General features: G+C 64.2%; 21 protein-coding genes and 1 riboswitch. Of the genes, 1 reads left to right on the top strand and 20 read right to left on the bottom strand.

Annotated features, from left to right (window positions below; all coding sequences use genetic code 11):
* Window position 1 precedes the first annotated feature (1 nt).
* Genes U1E26_10035 through U1E26_09985 form a run of 11 tightly spaced genes read right to left on the bottom strand, consistent with a single transcriptional unit; the run spans window position 2 to window position 10,079 of the window.
* Window positions 2-895, bottom strand: a complete 894-nt coding sequence (locus U1E26_10035) for a peptidoglycan-binding protein (GenBank protein ID MDZ4169975.1) — start codon at window positions 893-895, stop codon at window positions 2-4.
* Between the two features lie 21 nt (window positions 896-916).
* The gene (locus tag U1E26_10030) at window positions 917-1,267 is read right to left on the bottom strand and encodes a hypothetical protein (GenBank protein ID MDZ4169974.1); all 351 of its coding nucleotides are present in this window, start codon (window positions 1,265-1,267) and stop codon (window positions 917-919) included.
* Window positions 1,268-1,304: 37 nt separating this feature from the next.
* Window positions 1,305-2,798, bottom strand: a complete 1,494-nt coding sequence (locus U1E26_10025; GenBank protein MDZ4169973.1) for a sensor domain-containing diguanylate cyclase — start codon at window positions 2,796-2,798, stop codon at window positions 1,305-1,307.
* A gap of 27 nt (window positions 2,799-2,825) precedes the next feature.
* Window positions 2,826-3,359 carry a chemotaxis protein CheD gene (locus U1E26_10020; GenBank protein ID MDZ4169972.1) on the bottom strand — a complete coding sequence of 178 codons (534 nt, stop codon included), beginning with the start codon at window positions 3,357-3,359 and terminating at the stop codon, window positions 2,826-2,828.
* Window positions 3,356-3,964, bottom strand: coding sequence for a chemotaxis protein CheC (locus U1E26_10015; GenBank protein ID MDZ4169971.1), 609 nt, complete (start codon window positions 3,962-3,964; stop codon window positions 3,356-3,358). The genes U1E26_10020 and U1E26_10015 overlap by 4 nt, the downstream gene beginning before the upstream one ends.
* A gap of 2 nt (window positions 3,965-3,966) precedes the next feature.
* Entirely contained in the window at window positions 3,967-5,916 is a 1,950-nt protein-coding gene (locus U1E26_10010) for a chemotaxis protein CheA (protein ID MDZ4169970.1), read from the bottom strand.
* A gap of 5 nt (window positions 5,917-5,921) precedes the next feature.
* Window positions 5,922-7,004, bottom strand: a complete 1,083-nt coding sequence (locus tag U1E26_10005) for a chemotaxis response regulator protein-glutamate methylesterase (GenBank protein MDZ4169969.1) — start codon at window positions 7,002-7,004, stop codon at window positions 5,922-5,924.
* Window positions 7,005-7,017: 13 nt separating this feature from the next.
* The gene (locus U1E26_10000) at window positions 7,018-7,389 is read right to left on the bottom strand and encodes a response regulator (protein ID MDZ4169968.1); all 372 of its coding nucleotides are present in this window, start codon (window positions 7,387-7,389) and stop codon (window positions 7,018-7,020) included.
* Window positions 7,382-7,873: a chemotaxis protein CheW gene (locus tag U1E26_09995; GenBank protein ID MDZ4169967.1), complete on the bottom strand. Its 492-nt coding sequence runs from the start codon at window positions 7,871-7,873 to the stop codon at window positions 7,382-7,384. The genes U1E26_10000 and U1E26_09995 overlap by 8 nt, the downstream gene beginning before the upstream one ends.
* 9 nt (window positions 7,874-7,882) lie before the next feature.
* Window positions 7,883-9,196 (bottom strand): methyl-accepting chemotaxis protein, encoded by a 1,314-nt coding sequence (locus U1E26_09990; GenBank protein ID MDZ4169966.1) that lies wholly within the window; start codon window positions 9,194-9,196, stop codon window positions 7,883-7,885.
* 40 nt (window positions 9,197-9,236) lie between these two features.
* Window positions 9,237-10,079 carry a protein-glutamate O-methyltransferase CheR gene (locus U1E26_09985; protein ID MDZ4169965.1) on the bottom strand — a complete coding sequence of 281 codons (843 nt, stop codon included), beginning with the start codon at window positions 10,077-10,079 and terminating at the stop codon, window positions 9,237-9,239.
* Window positions 10,080-10,197: 118 nt separating this feature from the next.
* Between U1E26_09985 and U1E26_09980 the strand changes: the two genes are divergently transcribed.
* Window positions 10,198-11,256, top strand: a complete 1,059-nt coding sequence (locus U1E26_09980; protein MDZ4169964.1) for a L,D-transpeptidase/peptidoglycan binding protein — start codon at window positions 10,198-10,200, stop codon at window positions 11,254-11,256.
* An 18-nt stretch (window positions 11,257-11,274) separates the two neighbouring features.
* Here U1E26_09980 and U1E26_09975 read toward each other — a convergent pair whose 3' ends face one another.
* From U1E26_09975 to U1E26_09935, 9 genes are all read right to left on the bottom strand, one after another.
* Window positions 11,275-12,123, bottom strand: a complete 849-nt coding sequence (locus U1E26_09975; protein ID MDZ4169963.1) for a hypothetical protein — start codon at window positions 12,121-12,123, stop codon at window positions 11,275-11,277.
* On the bottom strand, window positions 12,120-13,562 hold the full coding sequence (locus tag U1E26_09970; GenBank protein ID MDZ4169962.1) for a hypothetical protein: 1,443 nt from the start codon (window positions 13,560-13,562) through the stop codon (window positions 12,120-12,122). Before U1E26_09970 ends, U1E26_09975 begins: the two co-directional genes overlap by 4 nt.
* Before the next feature lie 96 nt (window positions 13,563-13,658).
* The gene (locus U1E26_09965; protein MDZ4169961.1) at window positions 13,659-14,939 is read right to left on the bottom strand and encodes a cytochrome c3 family protein; all 1,281 of its coding nucleotides are present in this window, start codon (window positions 14,937-14,939) and stop codon (window positions 13,659-13,661) included.
* The gene (locus tag U1E26_09960; GenBank protein ID MDZ4169960.1) at window positions 14,939-15,847 is read right to left on the bottom strand and encodes a hypothetical protein; all 909 of its coding nucleotides are present in this window, start codon (window positions 15,845-15,847) and stop codon (window positions 14,939-14,941) included. Before U1E26_09960 ends, U1E26_09965 begins: the two co-directional genes overlap by 1 nt.
* A 14-nt stretch (window positions 15,848-15,861) precedes the next feature.
* A complete protein-coding gene (locus tag U1E26_09955; protein ID MDZ4169959.1) occupies window positions 15,862-18,858 on the bottom strand; it encodes a molybdopterin-dependent oxidoreductase in 2,997 nt (998 codons plus the stop codon).
* Between the two features lie 48 nt (window positions 18,859-18,906).
* A complete protein-coding gene (locus U1E26_09950; GenBank protein ID MDZ4169958.1) occupies window positions 18,907-19,563 on the bottom strand; it encodes a twin-arginine translocation signal domain-containing protein in 657 nt (218 codons plus the stop codon).
* A 251-nt stretch (window positions 19,564-19,814) separates the two neighbouring features.
* Window positions 19,815-19,943: riboswitch (molybdenum cofactor riboswitch) on the bottom strand.
* Window positions 19,944-20,073: 130 nt separating this feature from the next.
* Complete coding sequence (locus tag U1E26_09945; GenBank protein ID MDZ4169957.1) at window positions 20,074-21,636, bottom strand: NHL repeat-containing protein; 1,563 nt, start codon at window positions 21,634-21,636, stop codon at window positions 20,074-20,076.
* Entirely contained in the window at window positions 21,626-22,630 is a 1,005-nt protein-coding gene (locus tag U1E26_09940) for a tetratricopeptide repeat protein (GenBank protein MDZ4169956.1), read from the bottom strand. The genes U1E26_09945 and U1E26_09940 overlap by 11 nt, the downstream gene beginning before the upstream one ends.
* Window positions 22,631-22,791: 161 nt before the next feature.
* A partial coding sequence (locus U1E26_09935) for a hypothetical protein (GenBank protein ID MDZ4169955.1) occupies window positions 22,792-23,554 on the bottom strand: 763 nt, incomplete at its 5' end.

Below are 23,554 nucleotides of genomic sequence, written 5' to 3'. Positions count from 1 at the left end.
CTCAGTCGAACACGACGCACACGGCATCGAGCACCCTCACGGCGGCCCGCTGCAGTTCATGTTCGCTGAGCCGGATGGCCTCAGGAATCTCCATCACCACCTCAGGGGTGGCTCTCGGATCGCTCCTCAGGGCAACCGCCAATCGCGATGCGAGGGTCCCGGTGCCGTCCACATGCACGATCGGACGACGCTCATCAGCATCTACCATGCCGCTCGTGCACAACCGCAGCACCAGACGCGCATCTGCCGATGCGTTTTCGCCCGGATCGAGCAGGATGCAGCGCGATTCGGGGGCGGTGGCAACCGCAAGGTTCACGATGCGCTCGGCGATGAGAGCGCCCGTCGAGTCGAACCCGGCGACGGCGAACACGAGGCCCTCGAGCACCGCAGCGGCCCGTGCCGCTGCGGGCCGCGCGGCAGAATGCGACCGCTGATCCTTGCCATCCCACACATGTCGCAGCGCCATGAGCGCACCGACGGTGTCGTCGCCGGCGATTCCGTCCGGAACCAGACCTGCGTTCTTCTGGAACTCGACGAGCGCGCGTTCCGTAAAAGACCCGAAGATGCCATCGAGTTCGCCACACGCGAATCCGAGCGCACTGAGGGCGCCTTGCAACGTTGCGACATCGCGCCCATGAAAGGATGGCAGGCGAAGGTACAAAACGCGATCGCCCAGAGTGAACGTGGCGTCCACAAGGGCCGACCAGGTTTGGGGCCCCACGACGGCGTCCTCCGCGATACCCGCGCTGTCCTGGAAGGCTCGGAGCGCCGCCTCGGTCTGGCCGAGGAACACCCCGTCCACACCCGTCGGGCCGAGATCGTATCCCAGCGCTCGCAAACGCCTCTGTATGTCCTGAACGGCCGGGCCACGATCGCCCGGTCGGATTGGGTTCAACGTCAGAGTCCCCCTCGTCTTTCAGCGCCCGGGGCCGTAGCTACCCCTGAACCGATCCACCCGTCTTCGCAAGGCGCCGTCGATGCGCGTCGCATCGCGCAAGAATCGCCGGACCTCGAGATCGAGCACCTGATCCGGATGGTAGCGGCACCCGTCGAGGCACGGATCGCCGTCGCAGTCTATCACGCGGGCCTGAGCGAACGCAGTCAGCAGCGGTGCGACGCTGGAGGCGGACAGACCGGTCGCCCGACCGACAGCGGGTGCCGGGACGACCTCATCGCGATGCCGGTCGAAGAAGGAGATGACGTCACGAGCCGCTAGGGCGGTATCGCGGTCATCGGCCAGTATGGCAAGCGCCTGACGCAGGCTCATCCCTGCATCTCCCTCGACGATCGAGTGTACGCCGGCTCTAGCAGGTAGCCGACTCGACCCTGTTCTTGCCTGCTCGCTTCGCCCGATACATCGCAGCATCGGCCTCGTCGAGCAGCCGTATCGCGGACTGAGCGTTGAGCGGGAAGGCCGCAACGCCGATGGACACCGTTCGTCCCGCGCTTTTCGCGCAGGACTCGTCAGCATGAAGCTCCTCGACTTCGCGTCTGATGCGCTCCGCGACAGCGTGGGCGCCCTGACAGTCGGTCTCGGGCAGCAGCACCACGAACTCCTCACCGCCGTATCGCGCGGCGATGTCCATCTCTCTCAGGTTCTGGCCGATCACGCCTGCCACCCGTTTGAGCACGTCGTCACCCTGGATATGCCCACACGTGTCATTGAAGATCTTGAAGTCATCGATATCGAGCATGATCACCGCGAGCGTGTGCCCGAAACGCCGCGCGCGCTTGAACTCCTCCTCGAGGCGCTGCTGGAAGTAGCCATGGTTGTACATCTCGGTCAGGCGATCGGTCACCGACAGCCGCTCGAGCTCGCCATGAAGCAACGCATTCTGCAGCGACAAGGAACTCTGGTTTCCCAGTACCTGCAGGCGCTCGAACTCTGCCGGAGTGAGCTCTCTGCGCGTAGCGGAGGACATGATCATCACTCCGAATACGTTCTGCCCGGCACGCAACGGAACGGCGGCCTGGCTCACGGCGTTGCCGGGATCCAAGACCCATGCCGCCTCCTCCGACCCCGGGTCCACGTCGGTCATCAGCGCGGGCCCATCACGGAAGACGCGCCCAAGCAGTGTCTCTGCGACGGGAACCACGGAGCGGAACGCGGACTCGGGTCGCCCTTGAGAGGCCTTGAGGTGAAGCGTCCAATCCAAGCGTCTGAACAGATACACACAACTGATCTCAGCACCGAGAATGCCGTTGCAGCCGTCGACGATGAGCGAGCACACGTCGCTGACGGAGGTGTAGCTGGTCAGCGCCTTGAAGAACTCGTGGGTGAAGAATATCTCGGCCAGACGACTCTCGAGCTCCTGGTTCGCGCGCTCGAGCGCCTCCTTGGATGACTGAAGGCGCCGCTCGTGGCTGCGGATCTTGTCGTAGGCGACCTGGAGCTCGACGAACAGCTTCTCCTGCTCCTCGCCGCGCTTCTTGGCGACGAGCAGGTCCCACACCAGCTCAGATCCTGCGGCGCTCACTATGGCCACGCTATCCGGACGATTCGATTCGAGCTGGGCGCGTGCGCGCGCATCCTCGGACAGGTCCACGATCAGATCCAGACCCGGGACCTGGAAGAGCTCGGTCAGGTCGGTAGTCGAGTAGATGCCGAGGTCTGCCGCAAGCCGCATGCACGGCAACGTCGAGAAGGGGGAGCAGACCGCAAGCACGTCGACGTTGTCCAGATCGTTCATCAATCGAAGCATCGAGGCCGCACGGGAGCCGCCGCCGACGACTGCAATCGCCAAGCGCCGTGTGACACCGCCTGCCGGTGCACCGGAATGGATATCCATGCTGTCCATGATCGTCATAGTACTAGCAACCAGTCTTCAGAGTCGGATGATGCCGAACTGATAGCTGCGCACGAGCACTTCTCCGGTCTCCAGAAAGAACTCGACGGTTCTGGCGTGCGCTTCCCCGGTATCTTCGGCCAGTAGGGGGATCGACATGAGCGCAAGCTGGCGTTTCACCTCGGACACGTTGCGGCCTCCGATGCCCGCGATGGCGGTTTCTCCGCGAAACATCGCGGCGCCGCCGGCGATCTTGGCCTGCAAACGTCGCTTCAGAGTCCCCTCTCTCCGAAGCATCTCGATCATGGCCACAATAGCCGTGTCGGCGAACCTGCCGGGCTCAAACTGAGCCCCGCCGTTCTCGGGGGCGTTGGGCAGCATCACGTGAGCAAGACAACCACGGCGCATGAAGGGGTCGTGCAGCGCCACGGCAACACACGAGCCCAGCGCTGGCGTCAACAGGCGCTTCGGGGCCTGACCCATCCCGATCTCACCGATTCCAATCTCAATGATGTCGGGGTCGCGGTTCAGCGGGAACACGCTATCCGGGAAAGGCGAGTCCACCCTCGTCACAGACCCAGCCGCCTCAAGATGACCATGAGACTATCCGGGTTCGGCACGAAGAACAGGGCTGCCTCCACAGAGTGCTGCTCGTCGATGAAGGCAGTGCGGACCACGACCGCCTCCGTGGCCTCCATCCCCACCTCGGTGATCACCGCCTCGAGAAGCGCGCCGGCCATGTCGAACGCCATTGCCGGGCCCGAGGGAAGCACGTCGATGTCGGTCATGCGCGCCACCGCAGCAAGGTACGCCGCGATGAGGATGGATGCGACATGACTGAACAGCGCTTCTTCGTCCTTCCCCATCGACTTCGCCGTGCCGACCGGATGGCCATGCATCAGGTCCACCACCGAGAGCGCGTTGTCACGCTCAGCCATGAACAGTATGCCTCCGGTGAGGTCGCCGAGCAGTTGCGCGTACACCGCGCCCACGAGTCGCTCGGGTCCGCCGAACAGATACGGCACCTCAGCAAGCTTCAGTATGTCCAGCCGCGGGACCTCCAAGGCCACCGGCCGGTCAACGAGCTGCGATAACGCTGTGGCCGCGTGACCTGCACCGATGCCGCCGATCTCGCGCAGCGCATCCAGCTGTAGGGGAGTGAGACTGTCGAGCTGCATCGTCATCCTTCGGTTGAGGAGAGCACGCGGAGGTCGAGGATGAGAATCACGCTGCCATCCCCGAGTATCGTCGCACCGGAGAAGCCGCGTTGGTCGCGGAAAAGCCCTGACAGCGGTTTGACCACGATCTCTCGGCGCCCGACGATGCCGTCGACGTGCAGCGCCCTTTGCTGGGCGCCCGACTGCACCAACACGACCGCGGAACGCGGCTCTGGAAGCGTCGCCGGTGACGCATCGTACAGGATCGCATCGAGCCGCTGGAGTGGTACCACCTCGCCGTCTCGTAGGACAACCACCAACGAGCCGTCGACCGTCTCGATTCTGACATCCTCTGCGGAGAGCACCTCGTCCACGGAGGCCAGTGGCATCGCGAACACGTGCTGGTTCGCCTCCACGAGCAAGGCCTGCACGATGGCAAGGGTGAGCGGAAGACGCAGGATGAACTCGGTGCCGGCCCCATGGACCGAGAGAATCTGCACCGTTCCACCGAGGTGCTCCACCTTGCCCTTGACCACATCCATGCCCACGCCTCGGCCTGACACCCTGCTCGTCGCATCCATCGTCGTGAAGCCCGGCAGGCACGTCATGTCCAAGATCTCTGAATCATCGTAGTCACAGCGCTCAGCCTCTGTCACAAGGCCCCGCTGCACCGCTTTGGACCAGACCCGCTCCACGTCCATGCCCTTGCCGTCGTCACTCACGACGATGGCGACGTGATCTCGCTCGCGCGACGCCGTCAACGAGATGCGCCCTATCTCTGGCTTGCCCGCGGCAAGCCTACTGTCGCTGGACTCGATACCGTGATCGATGCAGTTGCGCAGAAGGTGCACCAACGGATCACCGATCTCGTCGAGTACGGTGCGATCGAGCTCGATATCGAGGCCGTCCATGCAGAACTCGATCTTCTTGCCGAGTTCGTCCGCAAGGTCGCGAACCATGCGCGGAAAGCGGTTGAAGATGTTGCCGACGGGAACCATGCGGGTCTGCATCACTTCGTACTGCAGATCGGTGGAGATGCGCTGGAGCTCATCCACGGTCTCGACAATCTCGGCGTCCGGCAGCCCGGCGACGAGCCGCTCCAGACGCGATCGCAAGATCACCAGCTCGCCCACAAGGTCAACGAGCGTGTCCAGATGCCCGATAGCCACGCGAACCGTCTGCGTCTGAGACAGCTTCGGCAAGTCGCGCCTGCGCGCATTGGTGGACTGTCCGCTTGGAGCCGGCGGTGCCGGCGCACTGGGCTCGACGTCGAGCGGTTCGATGACCACCTCGACGACTTCGTTGACATGAGTGGCCGCTTCGCGCACCTCAGGCTCGCTCGAAACTGTCTCGAGAACGATCTGGAAACTGCGACCGAACTTCTCGTCCTCGATGTCTTGTGCTGATGGCCGGGTCTCGACGACCCGACCCATGTGGGCGAGCCGCTTGATCACCATGTACGCGCGGACGGCCTTGAGAACGCAGGATTCGTCGAGCCTGACGGTCACGATCAGTGTCCCTGCTCCCGCGACGGCCTCCACGGCACCCTCGGCACCCGCCTGGGCACCACGCACATCCGAGGGTTTATCGGCAGGCGCAACGGCATCCGACACGACGCCATCGAGAGCTTGAATCATCTCAGACGGATCGAGACGACCCGCGCCCGCCGACTCGTCATCGATCATCTCTTTCACGAGGTCCACGGCCGCGAGCATGAGGTTCACGACATCGGATGTGATCACGACTTCGCCTTTGCGAACGCGATCCATCAGGCTTTCCATTCGATGGGTCAGGTTTGCGGTCTTCTCATAGCCCATCGCGGCCGACATCCCCTTCAGGGAATGGGCCCCGCGAAAGACGGTCTCGACGGGTCCAAGGTCGTGAGGAGCCGACTCGAGCGCAAGCAGGCCGTCCACGATCTGCAGCATGTAGTCCGCGCTCTCGGCTAAGAAGACGTCGCGGTACTGGTCCATATCGCTCACTCGGCAGCCCTCCGATCGGCTCTGGACCTGATCGCCCGCCGAATCTCCGCGGCGATGAGCCCCACCGGAACCACCCGCGTAGCCGCACCGGCATTGATGGCGGCTCTTGGCATACCCCAGACCACACTGGTCTGTTCGTCCTGGACCACGATGTCGCCCCCGGCGAGCTTGATGGCCTTGGCACCTTCGGCGCCGTCCGCTCCCATCCCGGTGAGCACGACTCCGACGGAGCGGTTACCGAACGTGCGCGCGACGCTCTTGAGTGTGACGTCACCGGCGGGGCGCACCCCGTGGATCGGTTCGTCGTCGATGAGCCGGACACAACGATTCGTTCCGTTCTGCTCGATCACCATGTGGCTACCGTACGGGGCAAGGAGCGCTCTGGCCGGCTCAAGGGAGTCACCATCGGCCGCCTCGACGACTTCGATCTCCCCTGCCTGCGACAGTCGGCGCGCGAGCGAGGTCGCGAATCCGGCCGGCAGATGCTGGACTACGAGGTAGCTCGCGGGAAGCGACGCCGCCAGGCCCGCGAACACGCGCTCAAGGGCGGGAGGGCCGCCAGTCGAGGCAGCGATGGCGACACACGCCGCTATCCGCGACTGGGGCGCGTTCGAGTAGTCAGCGCCGGGCCTTCCCGCCGGTTCGGCGGCGTCATGCAGTGAGGCGGCTATTCGCTCCGGGAGTACCCGGTGAGCCGTCTTTATGACTTTGAGCAAGCGCTCTGACAGCTCGGTGATAGAACTCGCGACACCGGTCGAGGGTTTCGCGATGAAGTCGATCGCGCCCTTGGCCAGAGCGCGATACGTAGTGTCCGGATCGTCGAGCGATGACAGCACCACGACGCGTGCATCGGTGTGCTTCCGAATGTGCGGCAGCGCTTCGAGCCCGCTGAGCTCAGGCATCTCGATGTCCAGGGTGACCACGTCCGGCCTCAGCTCGCGTGCGCGCTCGATGGCCTCAACGCCGGTCTTCGCGGTGCCGACGATCTCGACGCGTGGATCCATAGCCAGCGCACGGGTCAGCATCTGACGAATCAACGCCGAGTCGTCGACCACGAGCACCCGGATGATTCTGGACAACGTCCCCGCCGCCTCAGGAAGGGGCGCTGTCGAGGCACTTCTTGACGGTCTCAAGCACCTTTGTCGGTTGGAACGGCTTGACGAGGAAGTCGATCGCACCGGCCTCAAGGGCCTCGACGATCATCTTCTGCTGGCCCATGGCGCTCACCATCAGCACGCGGGCGCTCGGATCGGATCCACGGATCTCACGAAGTGCCGTGATGCCGTCAACTTCGGGCATGGTGATGTCCATCGTGACGAGGTCGGGTTGGACCTCGCGGTACTTCTCAATGGCGTCACGTCCGTTCACGGCCTCATGGATCTCATACCCTTCCTTGATCAGGATGTCGCGGATCATCATGCGCATGAACGCCGCATCATCGACAACGAGAATCGACTTAGGCATCGGCCTCTCCGATCTTCTCGTCCTCGAGTGCGACCGCGCCCGCATACTCAGATCGCGGTACGGCATGATCCAGATCAAGCAGTATGGTGAGCGCGCCGCCGCGCTCGACGACGCCTGAGAAGGCGCGGGCCGTCTCAGGAGCCAAGACTCCCTCAGGCACCGGTCGCACCAGACTCCCGTCGATACTCGCCACCTCGCTTGCCGCATCAACCGCAATGCCTACGGGTCCGGCGGCCCCCTCCGTGACGACGATACGTGACGTCGGGCCTGGCTCGAAAGCGACCCCGCGAAAGCGCATGCGAAGATCCACCACGGGAATCACCCGGCCGCGCAGATTGACCACACCGAGAACCGCCACAGGGGACCGGGGGACCGGCGTGGCTTCCTCATAGCGGATGATGCCGCTGACCGAGGTCACCGGCAGCCCGTACTCCTCTTCACCCAGCCGGAAGATGACGTAGCCGGCCCCACTCACTTCGGACACGCGACCTCCCTATTCCACTCGGAAGCGACGAACCGTCTCGTCGAGCCTGTGCGCCATGTCGGAGAGGTCCTGCGCCGACGCTGTGACCTCCTCCATACACGCGGTCTGTTCTTCGGCGGCCGCTGCTGTCTCTTCCGCAGACGCCGCATTCTGTTCGACGACCGCAGCTATCTCGTGCATCGCGCGATCGACCTCGCTGGTGCGCTTCGACTGCTCGGACATCTGCTGGGCGATCTGCTCTGAGATGCTATTGGTGCGCTCCACGGCCTCGGTGATGAGGCGCAGCGCACTGCTCGACTTGCTGACGACGTCGCTGCCCATCTCGACTTCTCGTGATCCGATCTCCATATAGCGAACGGCCTTGGCGGTCTCAGCCTGGACTTCCTTGATGAGCTCGCCGATCTGTTCCGCCGCCCGCCCGGAGCCCTCAGCCAGCTTGCGGACCTCCTCGGCGACCACTGAGAACCCGCGCCCCGACTCACCGGCGCGCGCCGCTTCGATCGCTGCGTTGAGCGAGAGCAGGTTGGTCTGGTCGGCGATGCTCGTGATCACGTCGACGATGCCGCCGATCTTGTCGCTCCGCTTGCCGAGCACGTCGATGGACTCCGCGAGCGTCTCGATGGCCTGCTGGACCTCATTGATCTTGAGAATCGCCTCGCTGGCCGCCTCCTCGCCCCGACGCGCGATGCTCGCAGCCTCGTCCGAGGTCCGCGCCGCATCGACGGCCTGCGTGGCTACGCGCTCGGTGGTGCTCGAGATGATCTCCATGGAGCGCGAGGTCTCATCGACCTTGCGAGACTGCAGTTCGGCACCGTGCGCAATCTGCTGGACCGACGACGAGATCTCGATGGTTGAGGAGTTGATCTCCTGTGACGAGGCCGATAGCTGAGAGGCTGCTGCGGAGACGGACTCCGCAGAACGCCGCACCTGCGCGGCGATATCCCCGAGTGAGGCGATCAAGCCGTTGCACTCCGTGGCCAAGACTCCGATCTCGTCGTCGCGCATGACCTCGGCCCGGACCGTCATGTCCCCATTGCCGGCCGCCTCCATCACTCCGCCGACGTCGCGCAAGGGTCGCAGTACCCTGTCCTTGAACTGCCAACGCCACAGGAGCGTTCCCGGGATTCCCGCGATGAGCATGGCGAAGGCACCGAGCGCCATCACCGGCAGCATGTCGCTCGGTGTCAACTCGAGGTACCACCACGCGAAAACCGCCGTGACAAGCAGGCCGACTGCGACCGCGGGGCCGATAGTCAGCCATGTCAGCACGGTGAACCAGAACGACAACCCTCGCCGCACCTCACTGCGCCTGTGCTCGGTCAATCCCCTCACTCCCCTTCCGAAGACGGCAACGACGCCGCCTTCACGCCCGAGTAGGCCTGCGATAGATCCGTTCGCGCCCGACAACAGCCTCGAATCGCGCCGCCGCCGCCGGGGCCAACTTCTCGCTCCTACCCAAGACCAAGTATCCACCGCGCGTCAACGAGCACCAGAAGTTCTCAAGCACCCGCTCTTGCTGCTCCCGGTCAAAGTAGATGAACACGTTCCTGCACATCACCAGATCAATGACGCGAAAGGGAGCCGGCTCGAAGAGGCTCTGTTCCCGAAACCTGACGAGGCGCTTGACCTCCGGTGCGATTTCAAACCGCTTCGCGTCCAGCTTACGCATGAATCGTACCTGATAGGCGGGCGGAATGTGACGGAGTCTTTCATTATCGTAGATGCCGCGCTCTGCGACCGCCAAGACGTCTGGGTCGAGGTCGGTCGCGGTCACCGACACGATGAAGTCGGATGCATGCTCACCAAGCAGGTCGAGAAGGAGCATGGCGATGGAGTACGGCTCCTCCCCGGTCGAGCACCCCGCCGACCATACGCGCAGCGTCCGGCTCCTGCCGTGACGCTTCTGCTCGATCAGCTGCTTGAGCACGGGGCGCAGCATGTCCCACACGACCTTGTCCCGAAAGAAGTCGGTGACGTTGATCGTGATCGTTCCCATGAGCTCGTCGTACTCAGCCGGGTTCGAATCGAGCAGGTCTGCGTACTGTCGGTACGAGTGAAGACCGACCACTCTCAGGCGAGCGGCGACGCGGCGCTCCAGATAGGAACGCCGATAGTTGCCCAGATCGATGCCGCGCGCCGCGCCGATCTTGCCGATGAGTTTGTCGATGCTACCTCGGTAGGCCTGCTCGGACCTAGGTTCTGCCAAGCGGTGTACCCCCATGAATCGCACAAAATGGCAGTCGGCAGATGACTTGCTTCCCGATGCGTCTATAATAGTAGCCGTTAGGTCCCACTAGCGCCTTTCGAGAAAGAATCCTCACGCCATGAAAGCCCCCAGCACGTCACAACGCGTTCTCATAGTGTTGCTTGCGGCGAGTCTGCTCGCGCTCTCGGCGACGATGGCCTGGGCCACCGTCAACGACTACAGCTCCCGCGGCTACGTGCCAAGCGGCGTGAGTGTGGCCGGCACCGATCTGTCCGGGCTGTCCGAGGCGCAGGCCCGCGACGCCATCGAGAAGGCCGTCGTCGCGCCTTTGCTGCGGCCGGTAGCCGTCGAGGGCGATGGCCGCACCTTCTACTTCGACCCGCGCGGTACGGTGAGCGTCGATGTGGACGCGATGATCGCCGAGGCTTACGCGCCCCGGCGCACGGCTTCCTACCTGGCGCGACTCGGACACGACGTGATCGGTACGCCGTTCACGAAGGACGTCGAGCCGACCTACACCGTCGACGAAGCGGCGATCTCAACGTGGCTCGCAGGTGTGGCCGACAGCGTAGATCGGCCTTCCATCGACGCTTCTCTCACCGTTGTCGGTAGCACGGTCAAGATCACCAAGTCCCGAACCGGCCGGTCAGTGGACGGGACCGCGGCCGTCGATGCGCTTTCGGCGGCGTTCGCAACCGACAAGGCGCTCGCGGACGGAGCGCGTGCCGTCGAACTTCCCGTGAAGACGCTCAAGCCCAAGGTGACTGAGAAGTCCATGGGCAAGACGATCGTGGTGGACCTCTCGGAGAGGAGCATTCGCCTGTACAACGGGGTCAAGATCGAGAAGAAGTACTCGTGCGCAATCGGCACGCCCGGCTACCCCACCCCGCAGGGGCAGTTCGAGATCGTCCTCAAGCGATTCATGCCGACGTGGTCGAACCCGGCACCCAACGGCTGGGGCAAGGACATGCCGGCCTACATCGGGCCAGGCCCGAGCAACCCGCTCGGAACGCGCGCGCTCAACATCAACGCCGCGGGAATCCGCTTCCATGGAACGACCAAGCGCTACTCGATCGGCTCGGCTGCAAGCCACGGCTGCATGCGGATGCTTCGTGAAGACATCGAGGACTTCTACGAGCGCGTCGAGGTCGGGACCCCGGTCCACATCGTCCCGTAGCGCGGCGGTCAAACGCTCCTAGGGAAGCTGCTTGATAGCGTCGAGAATCGACGACTTCAGGTCCTGGGGATCCGTGCCCGCCTTAGCGGCCATCTCCAGTACGACGAATACGGAACCCTCGGTGAAGCCGGCAGAGAGAAACGTCCTGCCGTCATTCCCCGACACGACATCATGGCCGTTGAGCTTCTGGGTCGCAGCGTCCTGAGAGTAACCCGTCATCTGGGCGTCAAGCGCCCGCTTCGCCTCCGCTGGCGTTCGGAACTGCTCGGCGACGATCACGAGTGACGCCGCATCCGACGAGCCCGACGGCGCGTACTGGCGAGCAATCGAGAACCCATCGATCGATGGCGATCGCGCGGTGAACCCGTCGAGCTCGTCCGGCGTGTACTTCTTGAGCGAGCCCACAGGCCCCGAGGTGTCGCCCTCTCCCGGCTTAGGCGTCACCGTAGCCGGCACTGAGGGCTCCGGGGAGCCCTCGCCCGTGTCAGGCTTGGGCTTCTCGCCCTTGGCGATAGCCTGGAGTTGCGTCGCCGTCTGCCTGAACCCGGCGTCCTCGGCCGAAACGGCCTCGAGCTTGGCTTGCGCGGTCTTCACATCACCGGCCGCCAGTGCGGTCTGCGCCTCGGCATAGAGCTCCTCCAACGCCACATGACGGTCGCAGACGCGCTTCTCGGTCCGCACGCGGTACGCAGCAGCGGTCTTCGCCGGCACCTCGACGGACGTGACCTCGGAGTTGTCCACGTGACCGTACGGGCACTCGACTCGTACGCCCGTCTGAACTTCGACCGTGCGCTGGCAGCCCGACAGCCCTCCCACGGCAAGAACGAGAGCGGCCAGTAGCGCCGCGGTCCACACAGAGCGCCTCATGGTGTTCCTTCCGACATGACCGCATCGGGTCTGCTGCGCGCGGCTAGGGTGATCGCCACGATGGCCACCGCAACCGACACGACGATTGATGCCACTCTCACCGGGTCGAGAACGGCGGCGAAGGTGATTCGAGCATACTCCGTGCCGAGCGTCTGCGACACGTCGGCCGGAATCCACTTAGTGGCGGTGCGCAGCGGCGTGTTCGCGATCATCGGATACACCAGGGGCGCGCAGACAGCAAGCGCTCCGGCGACGATAGCGCTGCGTCGCCGGCCTGCAGCCGCGTCCAGCAGTGCGGTCGTTGCCAGAGCAGCCACACCGATCGCAAGCCAACCCACTGCGACCTCGATGCCAGGCATGACCCATGCCGCCCGGTACTCCTCGCCGAACGCTCCGGCGACCACGACCGTGATGCCCGGCGTGACGGCGGATGCAGCCGCCAGGCCCAGCGTGGCGACTGCAGCTACTCGGACGGGCCAACTGCGAGCAAGAGCTCGCACGGGGGTCACCGTCGCAGGTGATTCCAGAGTGAGCCACTGCGCGGACACCGCCCCGACACTCAGCGCGATCCCCGCAAGCACCGGCTCCCATTGGATCGGGTCCGGACCGTACACACTGAGCGAACGCTCGAGAATCGAGAGTCCCGTGAGTGTTGCAGGCACCAGCAGGAGCGAACCGGATGCCCCGACGAGTCCCGTCGACGCAGCGAGATGGATCCAGCCGATCGCGAGCAGCGCTCCGAACACGCCCAATACCAGAAGGGCGCTCCACGTTCTGGGGAGCGCACCCATAGCACTCGGAGCTGCAGGAATGGCGGCGATCAGCGCCACGAACGCCGCCGCGACCGTCGCGAGCGCCGCGGTCTGGGTGGCCGTGAGCCGCCGCGATGCGCCCCAGAGCGCGTAAGCGCCGGCAGCGAAGATAACGCCCGCCACGAGCATGATCAGATGCTGCTCAGGGAAGCGTACGAAGGGAGAGAGCGAGCTTGGCCGCTCCCAGTTGGCCAGTATCACGAGGCCGCCAAACAGACCGAGAAGCGAGGCCGAGAAGCCGATAGAGCTGCGCGGCCGCGGCCGGACGGCGTAGACCGCCACGCATGCGATGAGCGCCCAAGCTGATGTCGTGAAAAGCAGAACCTCGGTACCGGGGGGGGCGTCGCTCGCGCGCTGTGACAGCACCAGCAGTGGAGCAACGGCGAAGGCGGCGGCTCCGCCTGCGAGCGCGGCGTACACGTCAGCGCCACCTCGGCGCAAGAGCGCGAATGTGCGCCGCACCCCCGCTAGCGCCAGCGCGAACGCGAGCGCCCCTACGCATGCAGCCAGCACGAGAAACGCGTCCGGCAGCTCTTCCATCAGCACCGTTGAGGACACGAACCAGCCAGAAGCGCCGACAAGCGCGACCAGAAGGAGGCCGATGTCCCGGAGCCTGCTTTGGATCACACCGCTCCCTTCGCGTCCACCCGATAAGGAAGGGCCGGGGTTCTTGCTCCCCGGCCCTTCCGACAGTACCTGAAACACCTGCAACGAGCGAGACTGCTACTTGCTGTGGCAGCCCTGGCACACGCCGCGGTTGTTGACGCGGAGCAGCGCGGAAGCCTCGTTACCCACGTACGGGTTCGTCGGGAATCCGGTCTCGTCAACGACGGAATTCATGCCGGCCTCAGACGCGAACCCGGTCATGGTCGCCTTCGTGCCGTGGGCACGGTGGCACGTCAAGCACTCGATCCAGTCCGAGGCCTCCGGGGCCTGGGCCGCTCCACGCTCATCGAAATCGTGAGCGAGGGGAAGCGTCGGCTCGAGACTCGGGATCGCACCCAACAGCATGTCGCGGTCGGGGCCCTGGTAGTTGTCGAGCTCGACGTTCATCGGGTGACGGTGGCGCACCATCAGGTTCGAAGGCGTACCGCCGACCCACTCGCCTGCCGCATAGGTCGTCGAGAAGGACGCGGCGACCGTGGCTCCACGGCTCGGGGTGTTCGGATCTGCGTTGTCGTACGCGCTGTACTGCGTATGACATCCGGAGCACCAACCGCTCATGCCCTTGCTCTCGTTGATGCCGAGGGCGCCGTTGCCAGCGTCCATGTCCGGCTGATCGTAGCCCTTGGCGTACTTGGCCGTGGTGTAGTTCGGCTGATAGTTCGGGTACTCGGTGCTGAGCCTGAATCCGCCCTCAGGGAAGCCGGTCTCGACGGACGAGACGAAGCCGTTCGGGTCGGGATCAAGAGGCGTACCGCCGGGGCCGTAACCACCCACGTTGACCGAGTAGTCGCCGACTGCGAGCGAGCCCTTCAGGATGCGATAGTTCGCGCTGCCGTGAGGATCGTGGCAGGCGCCGCATCCCATCTGGACCTCGGGGCCGGTGCCTAGGTCGTACGAGTCCACGTCCATGCCCGTGATGCCGCCGCCGAAGGCGCCCCACGAACCAGCGGACATGTGGGTCGAAGACCACGTGCCGTCTTCAAAGCCGGGGCGACCGAAGCCGCCACCGTTGAGGTCGCCACCGGGCTCGCCGTACAGCGTGCCCTCGTAGACGCCGTCCTCTACGTTGGTATCTGCACCCGGAGCGTCAGCGCCGTGGCAGACGTAGCAGAACTCCCACACTTCGGTGGTGCCGCCGATGAGCAGTGCACTCTGGTCGTTGCCCAGATTATCGGTCCACGTGACCGAGCTGTACGACGTGTGTGCACGGTGACAGCCGGCGCATGCGTCGGTGTCAGTGGCGTAGTTGCCGTGGATGGCGAAGTTCGCCATCGCGGTGGCCGGAAGCACGATTGCCACGAAGGCAGCGCTCGCGATGAGGATTGATAGCCTTCTCATCACTTCACACCCCCTTCGATCATCGATGCTTCTTCTTCGTTGCTGGTTCGGCGCGCAGAGATCGCGGCCAGTCCGCCGATGACGATCGTCGGCAGGAGCAACTTGGAGCCGCTCAGCAGGCTCGACGCCATCGGGGCTACGTGATCCTCGATGAACGGGTCGGCCTTCGGCGGGGTGAAGCGGTTGCTACGGCTGGCCCAGTAGATGGAACCGGAACCCGCCCATCCGCGCCAACCGGTGGCGGGATTGTAGTAGCCGTTGGCAGCGGTGTTGAGGTACTCGAGGATGTTCTCCCGCGTGTCCCACATCATCGCCTTTGCCGGGCAGCTACTGACGCAGGCCGGCTCATGCTTCTTCTCCGGCACATCGCCGATTTCAGCAGACGTAGCACGGGTCGGAAGGCCGAGGAGCGGATCGCCGCCGACAGCGGTGATCTGCGCGTCGGAACCGGCGCGACCATTGCACAGCGTGCACTTGTTCATCTTGACGACGTCCGGAGTAGCCTGATAGGCGAAGCCGGTCTTCGGATAACCGCCGCGCTGACAAGAAACCTCGCACGGGTACGGTGCGCCGAGCCCAGCGTTCGGGTTGCAGGCATCCGGATCGCACTTGGTGTTGTCGACGCTCACAGCGCCGTTCTCCTGCTTGACGATCGCGCTGAAGGGGCACGACCCCGCACAGGGCGGATCAGGACAGTGCCAACACGTGAAGCGGACGAACGGACCCATGTCGCCACGACGGTTGGACTTGATCGCCAGGCGCTGATTGGCCTTGACGACCGCACGGAACGGCTTAACGTCCTCGATGTCCTCGGGGAGCTTCGTTTCCCATACGCGCTTGCAGGCGACGACGCAGCCGTTGCAGCGCATGCACTTGTCGACTTCTTGAAGGATTGCCATCACAGTCATCGGTCACACCTCCTTTACAGCTTCTCGATCTTGCACAGACAGGCCTTGTACTCAGGGATGTAGGTATTCGCATCACCCGCATCGATACAGAGGTCGTTCGCTCGGGAGCCGGCCGAAAGGCCACGGTCACCCCAGTGCCACGGAATCGCGACGACGCCCCGGCCAACACGCTGGTTGGCCTGCAGGCCGCCACCCACGCGTGCGCGGAAGCCCTTCGCGAATCCGGCAGCGCCCACGGTGCGTCCTTCCTGGTTGCTCGTCGAGTTCGAACGGGCGGTGGTGACGTTCACCATGTCGCCGTCGTTGATGCCGTACAGCAGCGCGTCCGCCGAGTTGATCTCGACCCACGGCTCGGGCTCCTGCTCGACATTCCACCAGTTGTTGCGCGTGATCGGACCGCCCTGGAAGTGCTCGACGCACCGGATGGTGGTGAGCACCAGCGGGAAGCTCGCGACCGCACCCTTCGCGGTGCCGCTCATCAGCAGGTTCTCATAGGTGTTCGCCGTGCCAGTGCCCAGAGCGCCCGTGGCAGACGCGTTCTTGCCCCACGTTGCCACCAGGTCCTCGCGAGGACTCTCGTACGGTTCGGTATGCCCGGGGAAGCGACGTGAGCTCTCCGCGCCGCCCGGTCCCTGCTTGTGTATCGCCGGCACGAGGTTGTCGTCGCCACGAGGGGTGTCCGACAGCATGTGATACGTGCGATACCAGCGAGAGTAGTTGAGCAGGGCGGGTGCGGAGCCGGCAACCGCATTGAACATCCTGGACTGCGACTCAGCACTCATGAACCAGTCGTTGATGTCGCCAGGGATCTCGCCCTGGTTGTACAGTACGCGGCGGTTGACGAGCCACGAGTAGCCCCAGCCGGGGAACGCGAACGTGCCGTTGCCGTCCCAGCGGCTGCGGGACTTGGCGCGGTTCGAGACAGCCCAGTCGGACTGGCCGGCATGCTTGTTCGTGGTCTTGCCAGTCGAATAACCGTTCGTGTAGATCCAGATGCACCCGGTTCCCGGAGTACCTGCGCCACCGGTTGCACGGCTCATCTGCTGGTACATGTACTCCGCAACGGCCTCCGAACCGGTCAGCGTTTTGCCGGTGTCGATCCCGGGCGCGGCGTCGACGGTCGTGCCCAGCGGGGCCACGTAGTCACCGACGAGCGAGACAGCATTGAAGTCACTCGCGCCGTCCCAGCCGTACTGGCGGCCGAACAGGTTGTCGTAGACGGAACCCGTGTAGGTGAACCCGTACGCACCGGTGTCCCAAACGGCCTTGATGTGCGAGAACGCGCTGCCTCCGACCACATTGACGTCGAGCGCCTTGGCGAGCATCAGCAGCAGGTGCGTGTCGTCCTTGCTGGCTCCCCTGGGAAGGGTCGACTGATAGCGCCACTGCAGCACGCGACCGGAGTTGGCCGACGAGCCTGCCTTCTCCACATGTGAGCACGAGGGCAGCAGGAAGGTCACACCGGCGGGCTTACGGTCCACGCCCGCGGTCTCGGTCTCGAAGAGATCCGTGACAACAAGCAGATCGAGATTGTAGAAGCCTTCCCGGATCTTGCTCTGGTTGGGCTCGGTGACCGCGGGGTTCTGTCCCCAGACGACGGCCGCCTTCGTGTCACCACTCGCCATCTTGCGGAACATGAGGACGTGGTTGTCGCCGTTGCCCTTCGGCCACAGCGAGTACGCCGCATCGATCTTGGTGCGATCGCCATCGGCTATGTGGGGAGTGGTGCCGTCAGCCGTGGGACCGAACCAAAAACGCGTCATGTTCAGGAAGCCGGCCTGCTGCAACGCGCCACGCGCGGTGTAGTAGGCATCGTCGTACGAACCGTTCATGTCCGTGCGAGTACCGGTACCGGACAACGGCAAACCCCACAGGTTGTCCATGTACTTACCGAACGCGTTGGTGGTCGTGTCCGGAATCGCCGTCACCTGCGTCGACGGATTGCCCGAGTACGCAGGAATCAGGTGATAGAGAACGCCCATGTCGGTCGAGCCTTGGACGTTGTGGATACCACGCAGGGCATTGATGCCGCCTCCGGCACGACCCAGGTTGCCCATGAGCGTCTGCAGGACGGCGAACGACTTGACGTTCTGGCCTCCGCACGTGTGCTGCGTCAAGCCCATCGCATAGAGCATGGTCGTGGCACGATACGAGGCGTTACGGGGATCCTCACCCGCAGTGCCGACGCCGGTCGGGCCGTTACCGGGCCAGTTGCCGTCGGGGTCAGGTGTCGCGCCGCTCGAGCAGCGGCTGTTGGCGATGTAGGCATCAGCCACGAACCGTACGTCAGCCGTAGTGCAGCCGCAGATGTCGGCGACGGTGGCCTGCGTGTACGGATCGACGTGAGCCTTGAGGCGGTTGTACACCGTGTTGGGATCACCGAGCACGGTGGCTGCCTTCTTCGGGAAGCCGTAGATGATCTGTGCGGGAGTCTCGCCGCCGACCAGCGCAGCGCCCGTGAGGCCCACATCCTCGCGATCGTAGTCATTGCCGTCGCCACGGATGATGAAGCGCGCATCCGTGTACTTCGAACCGCCGTCAACCGCACCAGAGATCGGTGCACCGAAGCCGCTGCCGCCGGTCGACTTGTTGGGGAAGAAGGACTGGCGCGACCACGCGGGAATCGTCGCTGCAGCAGGATTCGCGCCCTGGTTCAGGAACGCGTAGAACTTATCGCGAACCGGATCCCCTGCTAGGCGTGTCTCCATCTCAGCGATGATTGCGCGGATGACACCATTGACGAAGGCGATGTCAGTGCCAGGGCGAATACGGACGTAACGATCGCCCGGTCGGTTCGGATCGACCTGAAGCGCGGTGCGCGTCTTCCGGGGGTCGACAACGATGAGATCGGCCGGCTTCTTGTTCGACCGAGGATCAGTGGAGGCGAAGTAGTCCTTCGGGAAGCGCGCCCTGTTGATGTGCGCGATGCACGCAGGGTGGTTCTCAACCGGATTCGCGCCCATGACCATGACGAGTGTCGTGTTGCCGATGTCGGCCCAGTTGTTCGTCATTGCACCACGTCCGAATGCGGCGGCCAGACCGGCCACCGTGGACGAGTGTCATATACGGGCCTGATGCTCGACGTTGCTCGAGCCGAACGTCGCGATCAGCTTGCGGTAGAGGTAGTTCTGCTCGTTGTTCATATGCGACGAGCCGAAGAACGCGACGTTCTTCTGGTTGTATGTCGTAGTGCTCAGCGCACCGCGAGCCGCCACAAGTCCTTCAGCGATGTCCTCCATCGCCTCTGCGAGCGGGACTGCGGTCCAGGGGTCGTTGCCCGCGCGCTTGTAGGCCACGTCGCTGCCGGTCGCCTTGAAGACGTTGTTGACCGGGTGATCGGTGCTGCCGGTCATCTCCTGGAGCTCAGCACCGGTCCATGCGCCGATGCGGCGCGGGTTGTTCACGAGCTGGAGCGTGCCTGCGCCCTTGGAGCACAGTCCGCCGGAGTTCCAGGGGGACTGGAAGTCGCCGTAGATGTCGACGACCTTGCCTGAGGCGTTCTCCTTGACGACCCGCTGACCGCAGCTGGCGGAGCAGTACGGGCAGGTGGTGAAGGTGACCGTGTGTAGGGGACTCGACTCGTACGCCGCCGCCTTGGCGGGATCGTACATGAACTCGAGTCCACAACCGGCCACCGCGGTGGCAGCAGCGGTCGTCTTGAGGAAATCACGTCTCGTGATCCCCGACGCCGGCTGCCCGGTGTCTCTAGTTGCCATACCTCGTTCCTTCCTGATCGAGGTTTTCGGACAGAAACTTCGCGCTCCCACCCCTCACCGGGGTCATGACGAACGAATCGAAGTGCTTCTCCTTCCACGCCGGGACTTCGTTCGAACGAGAGCAGACAACGAAAAGACCGGCACACAGCCCGAAATCGTTCGGAGGCAATGTACCGGTCAGGTAACCCATATGCGTAACGCCTCCCTTACCCTTGGAACGACGCAGAAACGACGGAATCCTCACGCATGAGGCCGTCGCACTGCGATCTCCTTTCCAAGGAGGGAGGCGCCACCGTTTCCCGTGACACCCTAGGCGGCTCGGCGACCGTGGCACCGCGGGCGGTGCGTTAGGTCAGAGGAGCTCGGAGATCTCGATGTTTCGCGTTCATATCAATCGCGGGCGGTTCCACGTTGCCGGACTAGAACCTCCTTGTAACAAGCGTTACAAGTCCCACACAAACACCATACTCCCCTGCGTATGCGAGGTCAACCACCAGTTCGTTAAGGCTGTCACTTGTCATGGATGCCCAAGTAGATCTGGAGGAACTCCTCGGCGTCGACGGTGCGTACGTCAGCCACCGCGGCAAGTCGGCGGAGCTCGATGTCTTGGGTCGCAAGTGCCTTGGCGCGCTCGGCCATCGTGAAGAGCATCGCCTCGCGCTCGTTCAGCTGGTACTTGTCCGCCATCGCCCGGGCGTCAGGCTCCGAGTAGTCCTCAAACGACAGAAGCTGCTCGAGATCGACGTCTTGAACGACCCGACCTGCATAGAGATGCCGATCCGCCACCGGCGCGACCAGACGCAGTCGGCGCTTTTCAGAGGCATGCGCAATCTCCTCCATGTCGATGAGCGTCTCCATGAACTCCGGTGTCACGACAACGCGGCGCTTGCGCAGCAGGAGCAACGGCAGAAGCAGCAGCGGGGCCAAGCACGCAAGCCAGCCCCACGGCGACTTGGGCACCACGATGGCCGGTGGCTCAAGCGTCGGCCATCCCCAGACCTGCACCTGGTCGTTCTCTCGATCGGAGACGAAGATCTTGCCCTTGGGGTCAAGCGCGATGTAGTTGGGGTAGTTGAACTGCCCGATACCGAGGCCTCGCCCGCCGAACTGCGTGATCAGCGCGCCTTCAAGGTCGTAGACATCGATCGCATGCGCGATTGCATCAACCACGTAAAAGCGCTCCACGGCATCGATGATGATCCCGCGCGGCACGCCTGATGTGTCGACGAACCGCTTGAACGCGCCAGCGGAGTCGAACACCTGAACGCGACGGTTGTTGCCATCAGCGATGTAGACGCTTCCGTCCTTGGCGATGGCCACACCGGTCGGGAAGAAGAATGAGCCCGGCTCTTCCTCTGGGGCGTTGGCCTGGAAGGTGCGTCCGAAGGTGGCCGTGCGGCTGCCCTCCGCTGTGAAGTAGTGCACGCGATGTTTCTCGGTGTTGCCCACGTCCGTGACCACGAAGCCACCGTCAGCGGCGAAACCGACGGCCAACGGCGACCAATCGAGCTCCTCGCCCACTGGCTCAAAGGTGCGCAGGTGCTCGCCCTCCAGATCGAAGATCTCGATGCTGCGCAGCCGCCTGTCGGTGACCCAGACTTCTTCGCCCTGGATGGTGATCTGGACGGGATTCTGAAGCTCCTCACCGTCGCTGATCTCCTTGAAAGCAAAGAGATAGCGGCCGGCGTTGGTGAAAACACTCACGCGGCGTTTGCCGAAGTCGACGACGTAGACCCGGCCATCGGGGCCGACACCGACGCCAAGGGGGATCTGCAGCTCGTTCTTGCCGGTGCCGGTGATCGAGTACAGGTAGCGCGGCGGCTCGGTAACCTCCGGCGCCTCGATGCCCACCAGCGGAAGGCGGCGATTCTGGAAGTAGTAGTAGGTGCTGTAGGCGAGCAGGGCGAGCAGAACCAGCAGCAGTCCCAGCAGCCACCAGCGGCGGCGTCGCTCTTTTCTCGTGAGCTTGCGCGGGCCGGACTCGTCGCGCCTGGCCTGCTCCACGTCGAGCGGGCTGCCATGCACCGGATCCGGTATCTGGGGCACGTTGCCCATCGGGTCCTTAGGATCCATCGCCCACTCGCTCCAAGCCGGCCTTCGCCGCATCGTTGGCCGCATCCAGCGTGAGCACCTTGCGGTACGCATCGCGCGCTCGGTTCTCGTTGCCGGCTTCCGCGTACAGGTCACCAAGCACCAGGAACGCCGGAACCGACTTCGGATCCATCGCGACTGCTACTCGCGCCTCGATGAGCGCCTGCCCCGGGTCGGAGGCGGCAAGCTTGCGAGCCGCCGCCACGCGCTCCTCGACGGTCCCCATGTCATTGAGGGCGTCCATCGGGAAATCCACGCCCGGTGCCGAATCCGCCGACGTGCGGAAGTGCTCGGCCGCCGACGCTTCATCCCCGTCTGCGAGGAGGAGCCTACCGTAGTCGTAGTTGGCCTCCGGATGCTTCGGATCGAACAGCAGCGTGTTGCCGAGGGCCTCACGGTACGCGGAGCCAAGACCCATCTCGCGCAAAGAGACCGCGAGCAGATAGTGCGTCGTGGACGAGTCGCGCTTGATGCGCAATGCGGCTTTGAAGTAGCTTGACGCCTCCTCGTACTCCTTCTGCTCGAGCAGGGCGGTGCCTAGGTAGAAGTACGACTGCTCAAGTGCCTGCGAGCCCGCCGCGCCCGGCTGCTTGGCGAACAGCTCCGACGCCCGACGGAAGTAGCCCTCGGCCGTCGCGAAATCACCCTCGCGCAGCGCCAACGTGCCCAGACCGGCTAGCGCAGGCGCGTAGTCCTTGCTTGCCTTGAGAATGGTCTCGTACTGGTCCACGGCCTCGTTGCGACGCCCAGCGAGCATGTAGGCCTGCGCCAACCGCATGCGCATGGGCAGGTTGTCGGGGTTCTGGCGAACCGAAGCCACGAGGTCCTCGATGCCACGCGAGACGGGCGAAGACCCCACGACCTGGCGGCTGTTCTGCCACACGGTGTAGCCCAGATAGCCGCCGAGGATAGCAACTACCACGACGAGGGCGACGATGGCCGCGTCGAGCGGCCTGACACGCTTGAAGTCCAACACTCGATACTCCCTTGCGAGACGTCGGAGCCTGCCGGGGCTGTTCTTTCGACGCCATAGGGTCACTGGGCGAATCTACGGACGAACGCCGCGGGTGTCAAATGCCCGAGGATGTCATTTCCGGTCCCTCGTCAAGCACAAGCGACCAACCTGCCAACCTGCGACTAGAGATAGAGGTCGGTATGGCACCTGATGCACAACTCGCGCCCCGTCCACGGGGCGATCTCCCGGTTCTGGTAGTCCAGGTTTCCGTGACACCCGAAGCAGAGCCTCAACTCGTGCGTGGCCTCGGGCAGGCCCTCCTTCTTCTGACCGGTGCCGACGCTGCCGAATCCTATGTGGCAATCATCGCACCGGTAGTATCTTCCCTTCTTCTCTTTGACGTCGAAGTGGACCGCATGCTCGGCGAAGGATTTGTGCTTGATACCGGTGGCCGGCACCTGCTTCATCTCATCGTGGCACGGAGTGCAGTTCTTGCGTGTCAGCTCCGAGCGATCGACGCCCGTATGGTGACAGTCTTGGCACGAACTGCGGTCCGTGTGGCAGATGTTGCAGTCATCTTTGGGCACGCCCGGGTCAGGAGCATGCTCCTCGATCCATCCCAGCGGGTGCGGCATGACGGTCTTGTGGCAGCGTTTACAGCTGGCGTCGTCGTGGCACGAGCCGCAGGCACCCTTGCCGTCGAGGTAGAGCGGGCCGTGACCCGTCTGCCATTCTTTCTTCTTGTGGTCATCGGGGATGATCTGGTAGCCGGGGGCGTTGGGGCTCACGGCCTTGCCGCGGTGGCACCCCACGCAGAAGTCCGAGGGGTGGCACATGGCACAGTAGGCCGGGTCGGCGTCGGCGCGCTTGGCGTGGGTCTTCTTGATGAAGCCCATCGTATGGTTGGCCGGCATCAGGTCGAACTCCTTGGGGTGACACGCCTCG

The organism is Coriobacteriia bacterium (genome assembly GCA_034370385.1).
Classification (GTDB): Bacteria; Actinomycetota; Coriobacteriia; order Anaerosomatales; family PHET01; genus JAXMKZ01.
The sequence above is the reverse complement of the archived record's forward strand: the minus strand, read 5'-3'. Positions and strand labels throughout refer to the sequence as shown.